14 protein-coding genes are annotated in these 20,110 nt (G+C 44.3%); 13 read left to right on the plus strand and 1 reads right to left on the minus strand.

The window, feature by feature from the left end:
* Nucleotides 1–4: 4 nt before the first annotated feature.
* Genes G5B43_RS04510 through G5B43_RS04525 form a run of 4 tightly spaced genes read left to right on the plus strand, consistent with a single transcriptional unit; the run spans nt 5 to nt 6,574 of the window.
* A complete protein-coding gene (locus G5B43_RS04510) occupies nt 5–2,512 on the plus strand; it encodes an L-rhamnose mutarotase (protein WP_165293538.1) in 2,508 nt (835 codons plus the stop codon).
* Nucleotides 2,513–2,522: 10 nt separating this feature from the next.
* Complete coding sequence (locus tag G5B43_RS04515) at nt 2,523–3,596, plus strand: Gfo/Idh/MocA family protein (RefSeq protein ID WP_165293539.1); 1,074 nt, start codon at nt 2,523–2,525, stop codon at nt 3,594–3,596.
* A gap of 7 nt (nt 3,597–3,603) precedes the next feature.
* The gene (locus G5B43_RS04520; RefSeq protein WP_165293540.1) at nt 3,604–5,184 is read left to right on the plus strand and encodes a sodium:solute symporter family transporter; all 1,581 of its coding nucleotides are present in this window, start codon (nt 3,604–3,606) and stop codon (nt 5,182–5,184) included.
* 28 nt (nt 5,185–5,212) lie between these two features.
* Nucleotides 5,213–6,574, plus strand: a complete 1,362-nt coding sequence (locus G5B43_RS04525) for a glycoside hydrolase family 105 protein (RefSeq protein WP_206367239.1) — start codon at nt 5,213–5,215, stop codon at nt 6,572–6,574.
* A gap of 9 nt (nt 6,575–6,583) precedes the next feature.
* Here the strand turns inward: G5B43_RS04525 and G5B43_RS04530 are convergent, their stop codons facing one another.
* Nucleotides 6,584–7,366, minus strand: coding sequence for an IclR family transcriptional regulator (locus G5B43_RS04530; protein ID WP_165293541.1), 783 nt, complete (start codon nt 7,364–7,366; stop codon nt 6,584–6,586).
* Between the two features lie 417 nt (nt 7,367–7,783).
* On the opposite strand from G5B43_RS04530, the gene G5B43_RS04535 reads away from it, so the two are divergent.
* From G5B43_RS04535 to fucP, 9 genes are read left to right on the plus strand one after another with little or no spacing between them, the layout of a single operon-like run.
* A complete protein-coding gene (locus tag G5B43_RS04535; RefSeq protein ID WP_165293542.1) occupies nt 7,784–10,906 on the plus strand; it encodes a SusC/RagA family TonB-linked outer membrane protein in 3,123 nt (1,040 codons plus the stop codon).
* A gap of 41 nt (nt 10,907–10,947) precedes the next feature.
* A complete protein-coding gene (locus G5B43_RS04540) occupies nt 10,948–12,504 on the plus strand; it encodes a RagB/SusD family nutrient uptake outer membrane protein (protein WP_165293543.1) in 1,557 nt (518 codons plus the stop codon).
* Nucleotides 12,505–12,545: 41 nt separating this feature from the next.
* Nucleotides 12,546–13,718 carry an ABC transporter substrate-binding protein gene (locus G5B43_RS04545; protein WP_165293544.1) on the plus strand — a complete coding sequence of 391 codons (1,173 nt, stop codon included), beginning with the start codon at nt 12,546–12,548 and terminating at the stop codon, nt 13,716–13,718.
* The gene (locus G5B43_RS04550; protein WP_165293545.1) at nt 13,711–14,862 is read left to right on the plus strand and encodes a CaiB/BaiF CoA transferase family protein; all 1,152 of its coding nucleotides are present in this window, start codon (nt 13,711–13,713) and stop codon (nt 14,860–14,862) included. Before G5B43_RS04545 ends, G5B43_RS04550 begins: the two co-directional genes overlap by 8 nt.
* Before the next feature lies 1 nt (nt 14,863).
* Nucleotides 14,864–16,006, plus strand: a complete 1,143-nt coding sequence (locus G5B43_RS04555) for a CaiB/BaiF CoA transferase family protein (RefSeq protein ID WP_165293546.1) — start codon at nt 14,864–14,866, stop codon at nt 16,004–16,006.
* Nucleotides 15,999–17,222, plus strand: coding sequence for an extracellular solute-binding protein (locus G5B43_RS04560; RefSeq protein WP_165293547.1), 1,224 nt, complete (start codon nt 15,999–16,001; stop codon nt 17,220–17,222). Before G5B43_RS04555 ends, G5B43_RS04560 begins: the two co-directional genes overlap by 8 nt.
* Nucleotides 17,213–18,295, plus strand: a complete 1,083-nt coding sequence (locus G5B43_RS04565; protein ID WP_240904750.1) for a Gfo/Idh/MocA family protein — start codon at nt 17,213–17,215, stop codon at nt 18,293–18,295. Before G5B43_RS04560 ends, G5B43_RS04565 begins: the two co-directional genes overlap by 10 nt.
* A 29-nt stretch (nt 18,296–18,324) precedes the next feature.
* Entirely contained in the window at nt 18,325–18,777 is a 453-nt protein-coding gene (locus G5B43_RS04570) for a MaoC/PaaZ C-terminal domain-containing protein (RefSeq protein ID WP_165293548.1), read from the plus strand.
* 10 nt (nt 18,778–18,787) lie between these two features.
* A complete protein-coding gene (fucP, locus tag G5B43_RS04575) occupies nt 18,788–20,080 on the plus strand; it encodes an L-fucose:H+ symporter permease (RefSeq protein ID WP_165293549.1) in 1,293 nt (430 codons plus the stop codon).
* The last annotated feature ends 30 nt before the right edge of the window (nt 20,081–20,110 follow it).

A 20,110-nucleotide genomic window follows, 5' to 3' on the forward strand; every position in this document is an offset into this window, starting at 1 on the left:
AAATATGAAAATTAGTAAGAAGATCGTTTGGTTGATAGGTATGCTCTGCGTTGCGGTTTCGGCCAGCGCAGCAGATATCTACGTCGGGAGGAATAGTAGAAACGGGTCGCAAGATGGTTCGACAGAGAACCCCTATGGTTCTTTGGAAGATGCGATCCGCCATGCTCGGGAGCTTCGTCGGCTGAACGATCCGAGTATTTCGGAAGGAATAAATATCTGGGTTAAACCAGGTATTTATTTCCCTGAGCAAACGATTCGGCTCCGTCCGGAAGATACCGGTACAGCAGCAAGTCCTACGAGGATACGCCCGTTGGAAGGAAAAGCCGTATTCTCGGGTGGAAGGGCGATACACGGCTGGTCGAAACTAGGAAAACAGCGGGATGTCCCATCGACCGTTTCCCGGCATATTTATGTGGCGGATGCCCCTAAAGTAGGCGGAAAACGCGTTAATTTTCGTCAATTATGGGTAAACAATAAAAAGGCCATTCGCGCGGAAAGTCACGGGGATATGGAACTGCCGCGTATCTTGAACTGGAACTTTGACAAACAAACGGCTATTATTCCAAATGTATTTGAGAGATTCGAGTTTGTGCAGGGAATGGAATTCTTTATCCATCAGTGGTGGGCTATCGCACAGCTGCGTGTCAAAGATGCCGTCGTATATAAAGACAGTATAGAACTCTCTTTCTACCAACCTGAGAGCAAGATACAAAGCGAGCATCCGTGGCCAAAGCCTTGGCTATCGAAAGAATCGGGAAATTCAGCCTTTCGGTTGGTCAACGCTTTGCAGTTTCTGGATAAGCCCGGTGAATGGTTTTTGGACGAAGATGCCGGAAAGGTTTATTATTATGCACGGGATGGGGAAGACATGGCGCGTGCGGACGTCATATTTCCCTTTCTGGAAACCATTTTGGAGATAGAAGGTACGTTAGAAGACCCCGTTTCCCATGTACATATAGAAGGATTGTCTTTTGAACATGCGGCGTGGTTTAGACCGAATACGCATGGTCATGTTGCGTTGCAGGCAGGCATGTATTTCCACGAAGCGTACAAATTGGACAAGCCAGGTACATCGGATAAAGCCGGACTGGAAAATCAGGCGTGGGTAGGACGGCCTGCAAGCGCTGTCGTACTCAAAAATACAAGTTATGTACAGTTTCAGCGATGTACCTTTAGCCATTTAGCGTCGACAGGATTTGACTTTTATGCAGGCAATTTTCGTGACCGTCTAGAGGGTAATATCTTTTATGATATCGGTGGGAATGCCGTGCTTATCGGGAAATTTTCGGACGATCAATTCGAAGCGCACCTACCCTATGAACCGCAAGATGAACGAGAGCTGACACGAGAAGTTATTGTTCGCAATAACCTCATCCATAACACGGCAAATGAAGATTGGGGTGCAGTGGGCATAGGAGCGGGATTTGTGCAGGGCGTGGATATCTCTCATAATGATATTAGTGATATTGCTTATTCGGGAATCAGTTTGGGCTGGGGATGGACACCGACGGTCAATGTCATGAAGAACAATACGGTGGAGCGGAATAGAATAGCCCGCTATGGCAAATTTATGTATGACGTTGCTGGGATCTATACGCTTTCAGCACAGCCGGGCACTAAAATAAGAGAGAACGAAATAGATAGCATATATGTATCACCCTATGCGCATATCCCAGACCATTGGTTTTATTTATATACCGACGAAGGATCTGCTTACATGGACGTCTCCAACAACTGGTTCCCTGAAAATAAGATTCTAAAAAATGCAAATGGTCCTGGCGTCATTTGGGAAAATAATGGCCCCGAAGCAGATAGGACAGCATTTAAGGCAGGTTTGGAGAAACCATTCCGCGATCTGCTTAAACGGAAGGAGCCGGTCAAGGACGGCTATACGTTCAACCAATACATTCCGTTTACGAAACCCGTTTTTGTTCAATTGCACGACGCACAGCAAGCACTATCGAAAGAGGAATTTGCGGCATTTGCAAAGGCACAAGGGATAGCGCAACCAAAAATATATGCGTGGGGAGACTATTTGTTGTTGATGACGGACGATGAGCATGCGAAAAAGCTATCGAGTGCGATGCTGGCGAACTATCCTAAACTGCCCATCAAGATGTTTAACGATCTATTTTATACGTTCGACAAAGCACATTGCGCAGGACAAGAAGAGAAGGAAGATGTCGATTTTGTGATTTTGACAGCGCAATTGGTTGAAGATGAGCATAAACAACTAGAATACTTTCAATACCATAAAAAACAGTTTGAAGAATGGCCGGAAGTGGCGGCGGGTTTTTGTAACGCAGGTTTTCAAGAGGTACTTTTATACCGGCATGAAAGACAATTATTGCTTTATATTTCTTTTCCCAAAGGAAAGGATTTTACAGAGATCGATGCATTAACGACCAAAGATAATCCTAGAGTAGTGAAGTGGAACCAACTGATGAGCACTTATCAGGAAGGTGTTCCGGGCACAGCAGCAAACGAAACGTGGATTTTTTATAAGAGATAAGATACAAAAAATGGAGAAATTAAGATTAGGTATTCTAGGCCTTGGTGAAGGAAGGAGCACCATGTCTGCGGCTTTACAAAGTGAGCATATAGCATTGTTGCAAGTTTGCGATTTGAATGAAGAACTCGGACGCAAGCGCATGAAGGAGTTCGATTTCCACGCGTATACTAAACGCTACGAAGATTTGTTAGAAAACCCTGACCTAGAAGCCGTCGCTATCTATACGCCAGATCATCTGCATGCCACACACATCAAGCTGGCTTTGGAGCATGGTAAACATGTCATCTGCACAAAACCATTTATTGACAACCTAGCGGATGCGAACGAACTACTCGCTTTAGCTGCGCAGACTGGAAAACGGGTTTTCGTTGGACAGAGTTCCCGCTTTTTCGAACCGATGAAAAAGCAGCGCGCAGATTTTGAGGCAGGCTTGATTGGAGATTTAATCACCATCGAAGGCTATTATCATGCCGACCATCGCTGGTTTTTAGAAAAACCGTGGTCATTGCAATCATCGTTTAAATGGCTATACGGTGGGTTGAGCCATCCGGTGGATTTTATACGTTGGTATCTGCCTGATATAGAAGAGGTAATGGGGTATGGTATGTTGAGCGCTAATGGTCGAAAGGGAGGTTTACAAAATGCCGATACGATGCACTTTATATTCAAAGCGGCTGACGGTAGAGTAGCACGTGTAAGTGGTGCCTATACCGGGCCTGTTCAGCCCGTTACCCGCGATAGCGAGATGAGTTGCATCCTACGGGGTACCGAAGGATGTAGTCAGGCAGATTATATGGATTTGCGTTACGCTATCACGGATCGTACGGGGGAGGAAAGAATGTTAACTTGGGAACATAAACTGAAGCATTATTTTCGCTTCGAAGGCAAGAGCCATCATGCTGGCGAATATCAAAATTATCTGGAACATTTTGCCAAAGCGATTCGTGAGGATACACCGGCATATCCGGATATGAAAGAAGGAATTGGTACGATTGCGCTATTGCAGGCTATGGATGAGTCCCTAACCACAGGCAAACCGATCCGTCCAAAAGATTTATTAACAGCCTATAGCGTAAACTTGTAGTAACCACATGAACAACCTCATGGACAAATTGACGATATACGATTATGCAATCGTAGTCGTATACCTCGTAGCTTTAATTGTTATCGGTCTACTTTCATCCCGTACAAAAGAGCAGGGGGCTGCACATTTTTTAGCGGGGAAATCGTTAAGTTGGTACAGTATAGGTTTCAATATGTGGGCTACAAATGTCGGTCCGTCGATGCTGTTGGCGTTTGCCACGGTTGGTTACACCACCGGAATTGTTGCCGTTAATTTCGATTGGTATGCCTTCGTGTACCTCTTTCTGTTAGCCGTAGTCTTTGCTCCCAGGTATTTGGCATCCGGTGTGCGTACGCTTCCGGAATTTATGGGGAAACGATATGGGCCAGGGACACAAACGATTCTGGCATGGTATTCTTTGGTCAAAATGATGATATCGTGGCTGTCGCTAAGCTTGTTTGCTGGCGGCTTTCTCGTTCGGCAGATATTGGGTATTCCCATGTGGCAGTCCGTCATTGTACTAGTTGCTTTGGCTGGTGTGTTTGCCTATACGGGAGGGTTGCGCACCGTAGCGAAGATCAATATTTTCCAGATGATATTGTTGATAGCCGTCTCTGCTTTACTGACGTTCTTAGGGCTATCGGAGATAGGCGGGCTACAAGCATTGGCGGATAGGACACCAGATGGTTATTGGTCGTTGATCAAGCCTGCAAACGATTCAGATTATCCCTGGTATGCTATCGCACTGGGGTATCCTGTTGCTGCCATTGCGTTTTTTTGTACAGACCAAGCCATGGTACAATCGGTTTTAGGCGCTAAAAACTTGGAGCAAGGGCAGCTCGGAGTGAATTTTATTGCTTGGTTGAAAATTCTTTCTTTACCACTCTTTATTTTGACTGGTATTATCTGTTACATCCTTTTTCCGGGATTGGATGATCCATCGCTTGCTTACATGACGATGGTGACGAATCTTTTTCCGACCGGTCTAAATGGATTGGTGATTGTGGTGCTAATAGCTGTGTTAGTTGGTACCATTGGTTCCTCCCTAAATTCCCTAAGTACAGTCTATACGATGGATATCTATCTGAAACACATCAATCCTGGTGCAGATAGCCGCCGGGTAACACAAGTCGGCCGCTATACGATTATTGTAGGCTGCTTCATTTCTGTTTTAGTTGCAGTGGCCATTGACCAGATAAAGGGTTTAAACCTCTTTGACGTGTTCCAGTCTATTTTAGGATTTATCGCACCTCCTCTTGCAGTCATTTTTTTGATGGCTGTTCTCTGGAAGCGGACGAATAAAATGGCCGTAAATACCCTTCTCACCTTTGGTGCGCTGTTAAGCCTTGGAACGGGTGTTGCTTATCTCTGGATTTTTCCTAAAGATGTATATACCTTTTGGCCGCACTACCTGATGCTTTCTTTTTATTTATTCTTAGCTTTATTGATACTGGGTATCATGCTATCCTTGGTGGTCCCAAAATCGCTGTATGAAAAAGAAAACGAAATGGCTTTCAGCTTTCAGATGGAAAAGCCAACAGCTAAAGTAAAATGGGCTTGGGGTATATTGTTCGCGGTGATGGTATTGTTATATTTGGTTTTTAGTTAACGTAAATTAGTAGCTTGCTTGAAAATAGATGATGAAAAAATATATAATATTTGCTTTACTACCTTTGCTCTTGACTGCTTGTCGTCAACATGAGGGTGATAAAGCCACGTTGTGGTCACATAAGATGGTCGACGCACATGGCTTGGGTGATTTTTACTGCAATAGGCATTACCAGTCCAAATTGGATTCGACAGGATGGGATTATGTATCGGGGCTTGTGGCTGGCGCCGTGTTGGAAACGTGGAAGCAGTATCCCGAGAAAAAAGAGTATTACCAATCTGTAAAAGCTTTTGCTGATTTGAATCTCAATGAAGATGGTACCATGATCATCAATAGCAAAGGCGGATCGGCGCTTCGTCCAAGTAATATTGATGATCTTCCGGCGGGCCGCATCTACTTTACCTTGTATGAAGAAGAATTGCGGAAAGGCAATACGAAGGATGCCGATCGATATCGTAAAGCGGTGGATTTGATTCGAAACACCTTAAAATACGGGCATTCGCGGATTGCAGACGGGTTACCAGGCGCCGGAGGTTTCTTCCATAAGGCAATTTATCCCAATCAGATGTGGCTTGACGGACTGTATATGGGCTCGCCGATATACGCACAGTGGGAAAGTACATTTGGAATAGCCGATTCTGTAGAATACAATGCCAGCTGGGATGATATTGCGCTGCAATTTAAAACCATTCATCGAAAAACGTATGATGGAGAAAAGCAACTGAATTATCATGCGTGGTCAGCCACGCCAGCTGATTCCAATTCTTTTTGGGCGAATCAGCAAGATCCATTTCTTGGATGTAGTCAGGAATTCTGGGCGCGTGGCATGGGCTGGTATTTTGCGGCGCTGGTCGACGTGCTTGAATTTATGCCGAAAAATCATTCTTCTTATAAGGAAATAGTGGATATCACGAATCAGGTTGCCGCTGGGCTAAAGCGTTGGCAGGATGACGGATCGGGACTCTGGTACCAACTGCTGCAATATGATGCCAATATGACAGCGGATGGTAAAGGAGATACTATTGCTGGGAAAGTTTATAATATCGGGCATACAGCAAATTATTTGGAATCATCGGCTTCTTGTATTTTTACTTATGCCTATCTTAAAGGTATTCGTCTGGGGATATTGGACAAGGCAACTTATTATCCTGTTGCAGACAAAGCTTATCAAGGTATATTAGAAACCTTTATAAGAGAACAGCCGGACAACTCAAACATCGATATTGTGCAAAGTTGTGCTTCTGCTGGGTTAGGTCCTGCCAAAGATCCATCCCGAACAGGAACAATTAACTATTACCTAGCCGGCAAGGATATCACCATTGTAGAAAATGAGGGAAAAGCGATAGGAACGTTTATCTTAGCGTCGTTAGAATATGAACAATTGAAATAAACAACTTTATTATATCTTGGGAAGGGAAGCTAAACCTAGATTCCCTTCGATTTCTTTTTTGCAGGCGAGTAGTTTTTGGATAATCTCTTCGTGTGAAGGTTGGTTTTCATCTTCTAGCGTGAGTAGCTTGGAGACTGTAAGGCAAGCTGTAATGCCAGAAGTTGTGTCGCCTATAGGCACCGAAAAGTCAATAATCCCTTGTGCATACGAACTAGGCATCTCGGTGTAGCCCTGTTTGTTGATGTTTATGAGTTCTTTCTGGAAATCTCTTTTTTGAGTTTTGGATAGTTTTTGATAACTCGAATCCTGATGTAATATCTGTTCTCTATTATTATCCTCCAAAAAGCTAAGTAAAGTCTTGCCCGAAGCTGTGGTCATCATATTGTATAAATTCCCTTCCTCAATCATCACGGCTATTGGTCGTGGGCTTTTGCTGTAGGCTACTACCAAAACCTTGTCATTAAATAACACCGAAAGGTGGCAAGGCTGCTGTATGATAGCAGAGGTCTGTCTCATCGGTTGCAACGCCGCCGAGCGCAGTTTTTCTACTAAAGAATGACGGTGGGATAAGTAATAGAGTTTGAGCGTCAGGGAATATTTCGAAGAAATGGTATCGCGCTGTATGTATCCCCGGCTTTCCAAAGAAGCAAGCATACGATAAATCTCGTTTGGGCTTTTGTCCAAGCCAATAGCAATTTCCGATTGCGATTGGGCAGTAGGTTGGAGTGCGAGGTATTCGATGATGGCTAACCCTTTTTCAAGAGCTGGTGCTTTGTATTTATTTACCGACATATGCTAAATGAATTGACCACTCATGTGCTAAAGATATAAAAAAGTATGACAAGCTTCTCCCCATCCAAAATAATAGCTATAACTAACTCAACAATTAAGCTTGATTTTAAACATATATAATCCAGCCTTAAAACGAACCTTTTTCGGTTTTATCCGAACGAAGTCCGAACAATATCCGAATAAAATCCCTATGATATCCTAATTATTTTATAATATAAAGTAAACCTATTGAAACAATGGTATGTAAGTGGCATAAAAAGAGGAGCCGAAAATATAGTTTTTTTTCTGAATAGAAAGATAGATTTTATTTTTACATACGAATATTATATTTATATTTGAATATTATAAATCATGTTTTCGGATGTATTTAACATCTCAAAAAACAAGGGAAGTAAAAATTATAAACAACTTTTAATTATGGTAACATCAACAAGAAGATGGCTTTTGTATGCGACATGCGCTACGGCATGGAGTGTTGCTATCCCTGTGCTTAGTATGGCTAAGGCGTCCATACAGCAAACACAAGATTTTATTAATGTAAGTGGACAGGTACTATCTTCTCAGGGTGAAGTGGTGGCAGGAGCTACAATTCATTATGGAGGGGCAGAAGCGTCTACAGATCAAAACGGCCGTTTTTCAATTCGCTTGACAGCTGCCGTTAATGTAGTTTTTTCGTCAATTGGATATGTATCCAAAACAATACGAGTAACAGAAGATACCGTATTAAATGTTGTATTGGAAACGGATGATGCTATTCTGGATGAAGTCGTAGTGGTTGGATATGGCGTGCAGCGCCGGTCGAATGTTTCGGGCGCACTGGCTACAGTTGATGGAAAAACACTCAACGAACGTCCCGTACCTAACGCGGCGAATATGTTACAAGGGAGAATTCCGGGGCTACAGGTGACGCAGCCTTCCGGCGAGCCTGGTCGGGATAATCCTGCTATGCTTATTCGAGGAAAAGGTACTTTTGGAAATAATACCGGACCATTGGTTTTAATTGATGGGGTAACGGGTTCATTGGATGCAATATCCCCCGGAGATATCGAGAATATCACCGTTTTAAAAGACGCATCTTCAGCAGCAATCTATGGATCCCGAGCGGCAAATGGTGTAATCTTGGTTACGACAAAAGGCGGAAAAAAAGGTGCTACGCAAGTAAGTTACCGGGTGAATGTGGCTCGGCATACACCAACGGCACTACCGGATTTTATTACCAACTCGGCTGAATATATGGACATGTATAATGCCGCAGCAAAGCGGTCAGGTATATCCTTTAATTTTAAACCTGAACAAATAGAAGCTTACCGCAACGCAACGGACCGTAAACAATATCCAAACTTTGATGCGGTGGATTACTATATAAACCCCGCTACGGTACACGATCATAACTTGTCTATTAATGGTGGTGGTGAGAAGAATACATTTAATTTATCCTTAGGATATCTTGATCAGAAAGCGATGATTAAAGGCTATGATTTCAAGCGTTATAATGCTTTGCTAAATTATACGAACCAACTCTCCGACTATGTGAAAGTAGGAACAATCGTAAACGCGACCTATCGCGACCGGCAAGAACCGCCTTTTACGGGCGAAAACATGGCGTTAGCGATCTATGCGTCGGGTCCGTTGTATGGTCCGTTTCTGCCCGATGGAAGTGGGCGAGTGGTTTCTAAGGCTTACGAAGGAGAGGGAAGAAACCGTAATCCGCAGGAGTATTATGCCATGGGAAATCAGTATACGAAAGATTATCGGGTAAATGCACAGGCATTTATCGATATTACCCCTTTTAAAGATTTAACCTGGACGACCAAATTTGCCTTGAATTATGAGGATCAGTATTACAAAATGCATCAGGTTCCTTACGATGCTTTTTTATTACAAGAGCGTGATCCGCAAACCGGGGATTACAAGCGGTCGACATTTGGGCCAGATATTGTAGGCGTGACCGATCAATATACCAAGACATTGACCCCAACTATTTATTCGGTTTTAAATTACAATACCACATTTGGAAGTGACCATAATTTCTCCGCTTTAGCTGGCTATGAGCAGGTTTCCTATCGCACACAGAGTCTACGTGGTCGGAGAACGTCTAGTGTTTACCCTGAATTGCAAGACATATCAGGATACCTGCCTTCAGGGGAGACTTTATATTTTAATCATCCACGCTTGCCTGGATTAGTTTATCCCACTGAATGGGCCTTAAAATCTGTTTTTGGTCGCGTAGGCTATAATTATAAAGAAAAGTATTTTATAGAATCGAATTTGCGCTATGATGGGACATCTAAAGTATCTCCCGAATATCGTTGGGGTGTATTCCCTTCGTTCTCCGGAGCTTGGATGGCGTCCAAGGAAGAATTTGTGCAAGAAGCATTGCCATGGGCGTCTCAGTTAAAGTTGCGAGCATCCTACGGTATTTTGGGAAATCAGGATATCGGCTCGTATGCCTACCACAATAATTTGGATCTTAGCGGTATTTACTATTCTTTTGATAATGAGCAGCTAAGTTCTGGAGCTGTACTAAACAGTTTTCGAGACCAGAGTTTACGTTGGGAGTCTACCAGTATATTTAACATCGGGTTTGATTTTTCGTTGAAAAATAGGTTGTTAGAAGTAACCTTCGATTGGTTTAATAAAACATCATACAATATCTTAGCAAATCAACCAGTTCCCAAAAGTCTGGGTTTAAATGAGCCAACGACTAACGATGGAAAGTTGCGTAACAAAGGAATTGAACTCGCTTTAGGACATCATAACCGTATCGGTGAAGTGACTTACAGTATAAATGGAATGATATCCACTGCGCGCAATGAGGTTCTACATATCCGCGTACCCCGTTATACGACAAGAATAAGGGAGGTCGGACAGGCATATGATGCTCATTACTTGTATGTGTGGGACGGAATTTTCCAGGAAGAGGATGTGTTGCCGGGCGCTAATGTGCCCGAGCACGAACTAAACCCGAACCCACAAGCGGGTGATCTGAAAATGAAAGATGTCAATGGAGACGGTATTGTAAATGCAGATGACCGCGTCATTGTCGATGGCGCTTATCCGAAATACACGTATTCCTTCGGGATGAACGTAGGCTACAAGAACTTTTATTTAAGTGCCTTTTTTCAAGGAGTGAACGGGGTTCAGAATAGAGTAGAGAACTGGGGGATCGATCCGTTTATGCAGGGTACGGCGCCGACTACCGAGTGGAGAGATGCTTGGACGCCCGAAAACAGAAGTAACGAGCTTCCCGGAATATACGTAGCCGGTTACCAAGGTGTAGCGAACTATAAAGGGTCGACTTACTATTTGCGTGACGCCACCTATTTACGCCTAAAAAATATTATGCTTTCTTATGAGTTGCCCTCTAATTGGGTTCAATCAGCGAAGTTGAAAGGTGCGCAGATATATATATCGGCGGATAACCTCTTCACGATTACCGACTACAAGGGATCCGATCCCGAGCGTGGATCGACATCAGGTAACTATGCCCAATATCCACAGGCAAAGATTTTCAATGTTGGAGCGAGTATTAGATTTTAAGTGTTAACGAAGCGTAAGGCTTATTTAAAGAAATGTTTACCATGAACGGTTTTAAAATATTAACATGTACAGCGGCAGCCTCATTGATATTATTAGGCGGGAGCTGCAATAAAGACTTTTTGGATAGAAATCCGGAAAACAGTGTGTCGGGCGAAATCTTTTGGCAAAGTCAATCCGATGTAGAAACAGCATTGGCGGGCGTGTATTATCGATTGCAAGAGAATTTTTTGGGATACGAACGCGTGTACTTTGACGCCTTGACGGATAATGCCTTTCCCGATCCAGGTAGTAATACCCAACCAAATTTGGGCGCCATGACGATCGGCGCCATTTCGCCAGGATTGGGTGGTGTATTGGATAATTTATATAGCACGCCGTACAAATTGATAGCCAGTGCCAATTATTTTTTAGATAATGTAGACAAAGCTGGACTGGAAGAGCAAACGGTGAATGTTTTTAAAGCAGAAATCCGTTTTCTCCGTGCGCTTGCATACTTTGATCTCGTGCAGTCCTTCGGTGGTGTTGTAATCTATCGTAATTTCTTCTCGAAATTAGAAGACGCCCGTATTCCGCAGTCCTCTGAAGCGGACGTATACGCTTTCATCCATGAAGATTTAGATTTTGCGATCGCCAATCTGCCGAACGAAGCCTATACCGGTCATGCCGTTAAAGGTAGCGCACAGGGAATTAAAGCGCGCGTTTACATGACCCAGCAAAATTGGTCAGAGGCGCGCACGCTCCTAGAAGAAATCATTACCGATAATAAATTTGCCTTGGCGGATAGTTATGAAGATCTGTTTACAACCACGGGACAAGCAAAGGCTTCTGTGAATCGCGAGATTATGTTTGCGACACAATATTTGGCGCCGAATAGCGTACACCGTTTGCGGCCGGGAGCGGGAGGATTGGATATCGAATTGGGTTGGTATGCATTGATGCAACCCTATAAAAATTTAGTAGACGATTATGAGATGCGGGATGGCAAACGTCCGGCAGACTCCGACTTATATGATGTGGATAATCCTTATGAAAACAGAGATCCCAGACTTTATGCTACAGTAAGGTTGCCCGGTGATGTATGGACGAATCCGGTAACGGGGGTAGTATGGGACGAAACTTATAATACGTACACTGGATTTCATACAAAAAAATGGGTAGATTTACGGCGTTTACCCATCACCACAGCGACTGCATCCCAATCTGATCAAGATTATATACATTTGCGCTACGCAGATATTTTGTTGATGTACGCAGAGGCAGTCAATGAGTTAGATGGGCCGGTAAATATTGTTTATCAGCAACTCAATTTAGTGCGTGGACGAACAACCGTAGGTCTACCGGACGTGGATCGTACAGTTTATGACACGCAGGCTAAGCTGCGGGAATATATCCGTCATGAGCGACGTATAGAATTTGCTTTAGAGGGGCAACGTTATAATGATTTAAAGCGTTGGAAAATAGCGCATACCTTATTGCCAACGTTGAAAAATCCTTCGGGTGTATCTTATGTGTTCGACGAACATAATTATCGATTGCCATTTAGTATTACTGAACTGGACAATAACCCACAACTAGAACAAAACGACGGATACAGATAACATCCCGTTGTAATATGAGAAAAAAACAATAATTTTAATACATGAAGAAAGACAAAATCCAACTGAAGGGGATTACATGGGGGCATACGAGAGGATTTGTGCCGATGGTTGCTACTGCGCAACGTTTTGAAGAGTTACACCCAGAAGTCGAAATCGTTTGGAAGAAGCGTACGTTACAAGAGTTTGCGGATAAGTCGGTTACGGATCTGGCGAAGGAATATGACCTGTTGGTCATTGACCATCCATGGACCGGGCATGCTGCTGCAAAAGGTATGCTCGCGCCTTTTGATGATTTTTTGCCAGCGGATTTTTTGGCGGACCAACGGGACAATAGCGTGGGGCAATCGTACGCGAGCTATAATTTTGAGGGAAAACAATGGGCGCTTCCCACGGATGCAGCAACACCGGTGGCTGCAAGTCGCCCTGACCTTTTACAAGAAATGGGCCTAGCTCTTCCACGTACCTTCGACGACCTTCTCGCACTTGCGAAAAAAGGCCGTGTCGGATTTTCGTTATTACCGATTGATGTATTAATGAGTTTCTATGGCTTCTGTTGTTCTATGGGAGAAGCCCCTTGCCAACACGACGAACAGGTCGTCAGCGAAGAAACGGGAAGTAGGGTCTTGAAACTTTTTAAATCACTATCCGACCTTGTCGATACACGTTTTTATACAAAGAATCCATTTAAGGTGTTTGAAGATATGACGCAGCAGGATGATGTCGCTTATTGCCCTTTTGCTTACGGGTACTCCAATTATTCCAGACAGGGTTATGCCCGCAAGCTGCTGCACTTCCATGATTTGGTTTCATTAAATAAACAGGATGGATCGATGATCAGCACGTTAGGCGGAGCCGGTTTAGCCGTGTCTTCGCAAGGAAAGCACATAGACGTAGCGATGGCCTATGCACAGTTTGTCGCATCACCAGAGATACAAGAAACACTTTACGTAGAAAACGGCGGACAACCAGGGCACTTACGTGCTTGGGAAAGTGAACGGGTAAATGCAGCCACGGCTGATTACTTCGCCAATACCTTGCCTACATTGCAACGTGCTTACCTGCGTCCTCGTTATGACGGACACCTTCATTTTCAAGATCATGCAGGCGATGTCGTGGTGAATTATTTAAAGCATGGAGGCAGTGAAAAGATTGTTTTGGATGAGTTAAATCGCATGTATCGGGAATCATTAGTAGAGGAAAGTACACATGGATAAGAAGCCATTAGAGGGGGTGTTGGTGCTGGAATTCTCCCAATTCATGGCAGGACCGACTGCGGGATTACGTTTAGCGGATCTAGGCGCTCGTGTTGTTAAGATTGAGCGTCCCGAGAAGGGCGAGGGAGGGCGCCAGATTGCCATTAAAAATATTTTTGTCGACGAGAGCAGCTTAGTCTTCCACACGATAAATCGGAACAAGGAGTCCTACGCCGCGGATTTAAAAGACGAACAGGATCTAGCAGACATTAAAGCGTTGATACAGAAAGCGGACATCATTACACATAATTTCCGGCCCGGTGTGATGGAAAAGATAGGATTGGATTACGAAAGTGTAAAGTCGCTTAATCCAAAGATTATCTACGCGACGGTAACGGGCTACGGAAACGAAGGGCCTTGGGCTAAAAAGCCAGGACAGGATTTATTGGTGCAATCCATATCTGGACTTTCTTGGTTGTCTGGAAGTGAAGGGGATGGGCCGGTACCTTTCGGCTTGGCGGTAATCGATATGTATTGTGCTACCCATCTTACGCAAGGTATATTAGCTGCTCTATTGAAACGCTCCCGTACCGAGGAAGGCGTATTGGTAGAAGTTAGTTTGCTCGAATCGGCATTGGATATGCAGTTTGAAGTGTTAACAACCTACTTTAATGATGGCGGAAAGCTACCGCAAAGATCTGCGGTTCGCGGTGGTGGACATGCGTATTTAAGTGCGCCATATGGATTGTACCAGACGGCGAACGGCTATTTGGCACTCGCTATGGGCGATTTACGCAAGATAGCAGTTGTTATCGGCCTGCCGGAAGAACGCTACCGGGATCAGTCGACGTGGTTCTCTCAGCGGGATACCATCATGCGGGAACTGGGACAGGTATTCCGCGAAAAAACGACACAGGAATGGGTAACCTTATTAGAGACAGCAGGTATCTGGTGTGGATCGGTGCATGATTATCATACCTTTTTGCAGGAAGAGAACTTCGTACAAACAGGGATGTTACAAGAAATCGCATTGCACGATGGAACTGCACTGCGGACGACCCGGAGTGTGTATGGTATTGACGGGCATCATTTGTACTCCGACAAGCCTGCACCGAAAGTAGGAGAGGATAATGAAAAGATTGTGGAAGATTATTTAATACGCTAATATGTTACCTTTAGCAGGTTTTACAGTACTAGATTTTAGTCAATTTTTATCCGGGCCATTGACGAGTCTTCGTTTGGCAGATTTGGGCGCTCGGGTTATTAAAATAGAAAAGCCCGGCACGGGCGATATATGTCGGCAACTATACACCTCCGAGACGGTGTTGAATGGGACATCTACTGTTTTTCACGCGATTAACCGGAATAAGGAAAGTATCGTGCTGGATATAAAAAGTGAGGCGGATTGTCGCGTTATCGGGGACTTAATTGCTAAAGCAGATGTGGTGATGCATAACTTTCGCCCTGGTGTCATGGAGCGTTTGGGTTTTGATTATGCGCGCGTTCGAGAAATAAATCCTTCCGTTATTTACGGAGAGATTTCCGGATACGGAAAAGAAGGCACATGGGCTGCTAAGCCTGGGCAAGATTTATTGTTGCAGTCGCTCACCGGCATGACCTGGCTCAGTGGTGATGCTACAAACGGACCTGTTCCCATGGGCTTATCTATTGTAGATATGTTTGCAGGCGGCAACTTATGCAGTGCTATTTTGGCTTGTTTATACCGTCGAGCGATACAAAAAGTCGGCGCACACGTGCATGTTAGTATGCTCGATTCAGCGGTAGACATCCAGTTTGAAACGGTTACGACCTATTTTCGGGATGGTCAATTATTGCCGCAACGGAGTGAAGTGAGTAATGCACACGCCTATCTGGCAGCTCCGTATGGCGTATATCGCACAGCGGACGGCTTCCTCGCCTTGGCGATGGGGTCTATTCCGCAATTGAGACAATTATTGGATTGTCCGGAATTAGAAAACTTTGCCGATGGCGAGCAAGCATTTAAAGAGCGGGATGCTATTAAAAAGATTTTGATGCAGCACTTAGTAACCAAGTCTACCGCTTATTGGCTTGGTATTTTGGAGGCTGCTGATATCTGGTGTGCGGATGTGCTGGACTGGAACCGATTGACGGCACACGACGGTTTTAAAGTATTGGATATGGTACAGAAAGTAACTATGGGAGATGGATTCGCATATGAAACAACCCGTTGTCCTATCCGCATAGACGGCGAATTACTAATATCCACAAAAGGCTCACCGAAATTAGGGGAGCATACAGAAAAAATATTGGAGGAGTTATATGGATAAGTTACGTTTTGCCGTCCGGAAATTTGATCCTTTTGAAAGCGCGTTGGAAAAGTGTTGGGCAGCCTATAAATCCTTGCATCCTTCGGATGTAGAGATGGAATTTGTGCCGTTGGATTTGGAACAATTAACGGATGCGTTCTTTGAAACGGACGGCCTTCATAATGGTGACTGGGATATCGTGCATATCAATACCGATTGGATAACCCGTGCTTATGACATACAAGGTTTGTTTGCATTAAATGATTTCCTGCAAGCAAACCCGCCGGAAGATTACGATAACGCCTGGTCGGATAGCTTAACCAGCTTGCAAAATTTTGATGGGCGTATATATGGACTTCCTTTTCACGACGGACCGGAATGTCTGGTCGTAAGGAAAGATTTATTTGAAAAGGAGGAAGAGCAAGCCCGTTTTCGCGAGCGCTATGGAAAAGCACTGGAACTTCCGAAAACCTGGAACGATTTTTTGACTGTTGCCGAATTCTTTACCCGTCCCGAAGTGAATCTATATGGGACTGTATTTGCCGGATATCCCGATGGTCATAATGCCGTATTTGATTTTTGTATACAGCTATGGTCGCGGGGAGGTGAACTCTCCAGTGGCGATAAAGCTGTTCACCTAGATCAGCCTATAGCCGCGGAAGCGTTGGATTTCTATAGAGCTTTGTTCCGAAACCAATCCTGTCTGCATCCAAAATCAACGGCTTACGAATCCGTGCAGGCGGGTCAGGCTTTTGCCCGCGGAGAGGTGGCGATGATGGTCAATTGGTTTGGCTTCGCGTCTTGGGCACAGATTGATGGCGCATCGGCTGTCAAAGGAAAAGTAGATGTTGCCCCCATTCCGGCGGCTATAATAGACATGTCGCCCTCGCTGAACGTCTATTGGTTGTATGCGATTGCACAAGGCAGCCGTCATAAGGCATTAGCGTACGATTTTATTCGATTTGCCGTGAGCAAGGAGAACGATAAGTTGTTGACGATGGAAGGTGGGGTAGGATGCCGGTACTCGACATGGCACGATGCCGAAATCAATCAATTTATTCCTTTTTATAACAAACTTGCTCAACTGCATCAAACGGCTCGTACATTGCCGAGATTGGCCAACTGGACGGAGATTGCGCATATCATAGATGATACGGTTACATCCGCTGTTCAAAGTGAACAAAGTAGTGCAACCTTGCTAACAGAAGCTCAGGAAAAAATAAACACATGGATATGATAGCTATTGATTATAAAACAATATTGCCACAAACGTCTTTGCCCATTATTATTATCGGGGCAGGAGGCATTGTGAAAGATGCCCATTTGCCGGCATACCGCAAAGCAGGTTTCGATGTACATGGGATTGTGAATCGAACGAAAGCTAAAGCTGAAGCATTGGCCCGGGAGTTTGCTATTCCACACGTTTACGATTCCGTTGCCAATGCAGTAGCGCAAGCCCCCGAAAATGCGGTATATGATATCACCATCATGCCAAATAAATTTATCGAGACGTTGGAAGCATTGCCCGATGGTGCGGCCGTGCTGATTCAAAAGCCAATGGGTGATTATTATCCCGAAAGTGAAGCCATTTTAGAAGTTTGCCAACGGAAAGGTTTAGTGGCAGCGATCAATTGCCAGCTCCGGCAAGCACCTTTTGTAAATGCCGCCCGCTGGCTAATCGAACAAGGGCACATTGGTGAGCTTTATGATATGGAAGTGCGTGTCAATGTACATACACCTTGGCAGCTGTTTCCCCACGTAATGGTACATCCTCGTTTGGAGATTCTTTATCATAGCGTACATTATATTGATTTAATCCGTTCGTTTTTAGGAAACCCACAATCGGTATATGCCAAAACATTGAAACATCCAGCAAAGGATTTATCGTCAAGTAGAACGACGCTCTTATTTGATTATGGCGATACGTTGCACGCAGTCGTTAATACGAACCATGATCATGATTTTGGCCCACAGCACCAGGAAAGTTATATCAAATGGGAAGGAACCAAGGGTGCGGTAAAAGCCACGATGGGGTTGTTAATGGACTACCCACATGGCGTGCCGGATGTATTTGAATACTGTATTAAACCGGAAGATGGCAGCACGCCCGACTGGGTTAAATACCCGATTGAAGGTACATGGTTCCCCGATGCGTTCATTGGAAGTATGGGGAGTCTGATGCGCTATAAATTAGGCGAGATAGCAGTACTTCCGGCTGCTGTCGAAGACGTTATCCATACGATGGCGGTAGTAGAAGCAGCTTATAAGAGCAATGAAATCGGAGGACAACTCATACATTATAATTCATAATTTATCACGTATAACTCATATCGAATAACATGCATTTTGAATCTATTTTTTTTGAAGATTATATATTAGAAGATAAACGTACCACATTAGGGCGTACGATTACAGAAACGGATTTTGTTGTACATGCCGGACACACGGGCGATTTTTTTCCGCATCATATGGATGCCGAATGGTGTAAAACACAACCTTTTGGACAACGGATTGCACATGGCACTATGATATTTGCGATAGGTATAGGACTCACGGCTTCCGTGATCAATCCAGAGGCATTTTCGAAAGGATATGATCGTTTGCGCTTTGTGAAACCTGTTTTTATCGGCGATACGATACATGCGGAAGTGACTATTTCTGAAAAATCAGAGGCTAAAAACCCGGCATTTGGAACGGTCGTGGAACATGTAGAAATGATAAACCAACACGGAGAAGTTGTTTTGGTGGCAGACCATATCCTGCTCGCTAAGCGAAAAGAAACAACCACCTAATTATTGTCCTATGGAACTCGGTACAAAAGAAAATATAACGTTCACCAACGGAGGGGCTAGAAGCTATCTATTTCCTTTTATTCTGATTGTCAGTTTATTTTTTTTATGGGGAATGGCGCACAATCTAAATGGCGTTTTGATTCCGCATTTAAAAAAAGCCTGCCAGCTGGACAACAGTCAATCGGCTTTAGTAGACACGTCTATTTTCCTCGCCTATTTTATCATGGCGCTTCCCGCAGGTTATCTCCTCCGCAGATGGGGATATAAGTTATCCATTATTATGGGGTTGATCGCTTTTGCGATAGGGGCATTCCTGTTCATTCCTGCGGCGGATTATCGCATGTATGAATTGTTTTTGCTGGCTTTGTTTATTATCGGTTGCGGTTTGGCGGTGTTAGAAACAGCAGCGAATCCGTATGCCGCTATTTTGGGCAAGCCGGAAGCGGCTACACATCGTCTTAATCTCGCGGCATCATTCAATGGTCTGGCAGCCATGGTTGCCCCAATTTTAGGGACGGTGTTTATCTTGTCCGGTAAAAGTTACTCCGAAGCCGAGTTGAATGCTATGGCGGAGGTGGAACGGATGGCGTATCTGATGGAAGAAGCATCCTCCGTCAAAACACCCTATTTAGTGCTGGGCTTAATCTTGCTGCTCGTGGCTGTTGTATTTATATTTGTGAAGCTGCCGGAGATAAAGGAAAGTGGCAATGAAGAAGATACGGATAGAAAACGTGGATTTTTTGCCGTGCTTCGCCATAAACATCTGGCCTTCGCCGTTATAGCACAATTTTTCTATGTCGGTGCACAGGTTTGTGTAACCAGTTTTTTTATCCGCATGGCACAACAAGGGGCCGGCGTAGATGAGAAAACAGCGGGCTACTATTTAGGTGTATATGGACTGCTCTTTATGGCGGGAAGATTTGTGGGAACATTCCTGTTGCGCTATACAACAGCAAATCGCTTATTGGCCTTGTATGCTTTGGTTTGTGCATTATTGGCCGCAATCGCCGTACTGGGTTCCGGTATGGTGGTATTGTATGCTTTAGGTGGTTTAGGGTTCTTTATGTCGATTATGTTTCCCACCATCTTTTCGTTGGGCATTAGCGGTTTGGGTGATGAGACAAAGCAAGCTTCTTCCTGGTTAATTATGGCCATCGTCGGGGGTGCAATCTTCCCTTATATGACTGGCGGTATTATAGACATCGCGCATGACAATACGCAGATGGGATATATCGTGCCTTTTGTATGCTATGTGGTTATTCTATGGTTTGCACAAAAAGGATATAAACCTGCCCTTCGGTAAGGGATGTGGCAACATAATATAATAGCTGGA

This window comes from Sphingobacterium sp. SGR-19 (genome assembly GCF_011043555.1).
GTDB lineage: Bacteria > Bacteroidota > Bacteroidia > Sphingobacteriales > Sphingobacteriaceae > Sphingobacterium.

Bases quoted from the DNA above. Each gene is read 5' to 3' on its own strand.
- G5B43_RS04535 (WP_165293542.1), top strand. From the start codon at position 7,784: ATGGTAACATCAACAAGAAGATGGCTTTTGTATGCGACATGCGCTACG.
- G5B43_RS04545 (WP_165293544.1), top strand. From the start codon at position 12,546: ATGAAGAAAGACAAAATCCAACTGAAGGGGATTACATGGGGGCATACG.
- G5B43_RS04530 (WP_165293541.1), bottom strand. From the start codon at position 7,366: ATGTCGGTAAATAAATACAAAGCACCAGCTCTTGAAAAAGGGTTAGCC.
- fucP (WP_165293549.1), top strand. From the start codon at position 18,788: ATGGAACTCGGTACAAAAGAAAATATAACGTTCACCAACGGAGGGGCT.
- G5B43_RS04540 (WP_165293543.1), top strand. From the start codon at position 10,948: ATGAACGGTTTTAAAATATTAACATGTACAGCGGCAGCCTCATTGATA.
- G5B43_RS04550 (WP_165293545.1), top strand. From the start codon at position 13,711: ATGGATAAGAAGCCATTAGAGGGGGTGTTGGTGCTGGAATTCTCCCAA.
- G5B43_RS04520 (WP_165293540.1), top strand. From the start codon at position 3,604: ATGAACAACCTCATGGACAAATTGACGATATACGATTATGCAATCGTA.
- G5B43_RS04560 (WP_165293547.1), top strand. From the start codon at position 15,999: ATGGATAAGTTACGTTTTGCCGTCCGGAAATTTGATCCTTTTGAAAGC.
- G5B43_RS04570 (WP_165293548.1), top strand. From the start codon at position 18,325: ATGCATTTTGAATCTATTTTTTTTGAAGATTATATATTAGAAGATAAA.
- G5B43_RS04525 (WP_206367239.1), top strand. From the start codon at position 5,213: ATGATGAAAAAATATATAATATTTGCTTTACTACCTTTGCTCTTGACT.
- G5B43_RS04565 (WP_240904750.1), top strand. From the start codon at position 17,213: ATGGATATGATAGCTATTGATTATAAAACAATATTGCCACAAACGTCT.
- G5B43_RS04515 (WP_165293539.1), top strand. From the start codon at position 2,523: ATGGAGAAATTAAGATTAGGTATTCTAGGCCTTGGTGAAGGAAGGAGC.
- G5B43_RS04555 (WP_165293546.1), top strand. From the start codon at position 14,864: ATGTTACCTTTAGCAGGTTTTACAGTACTAGATTTTAGTCAATTTTTA.
- G5B43_RS04510 (WP_165293538.1), top strand. From the start codon at position 5: ATGAAAATTAGTAAGAAGATCGTTTGGTTGATAGGTATGCTCTGCGTT.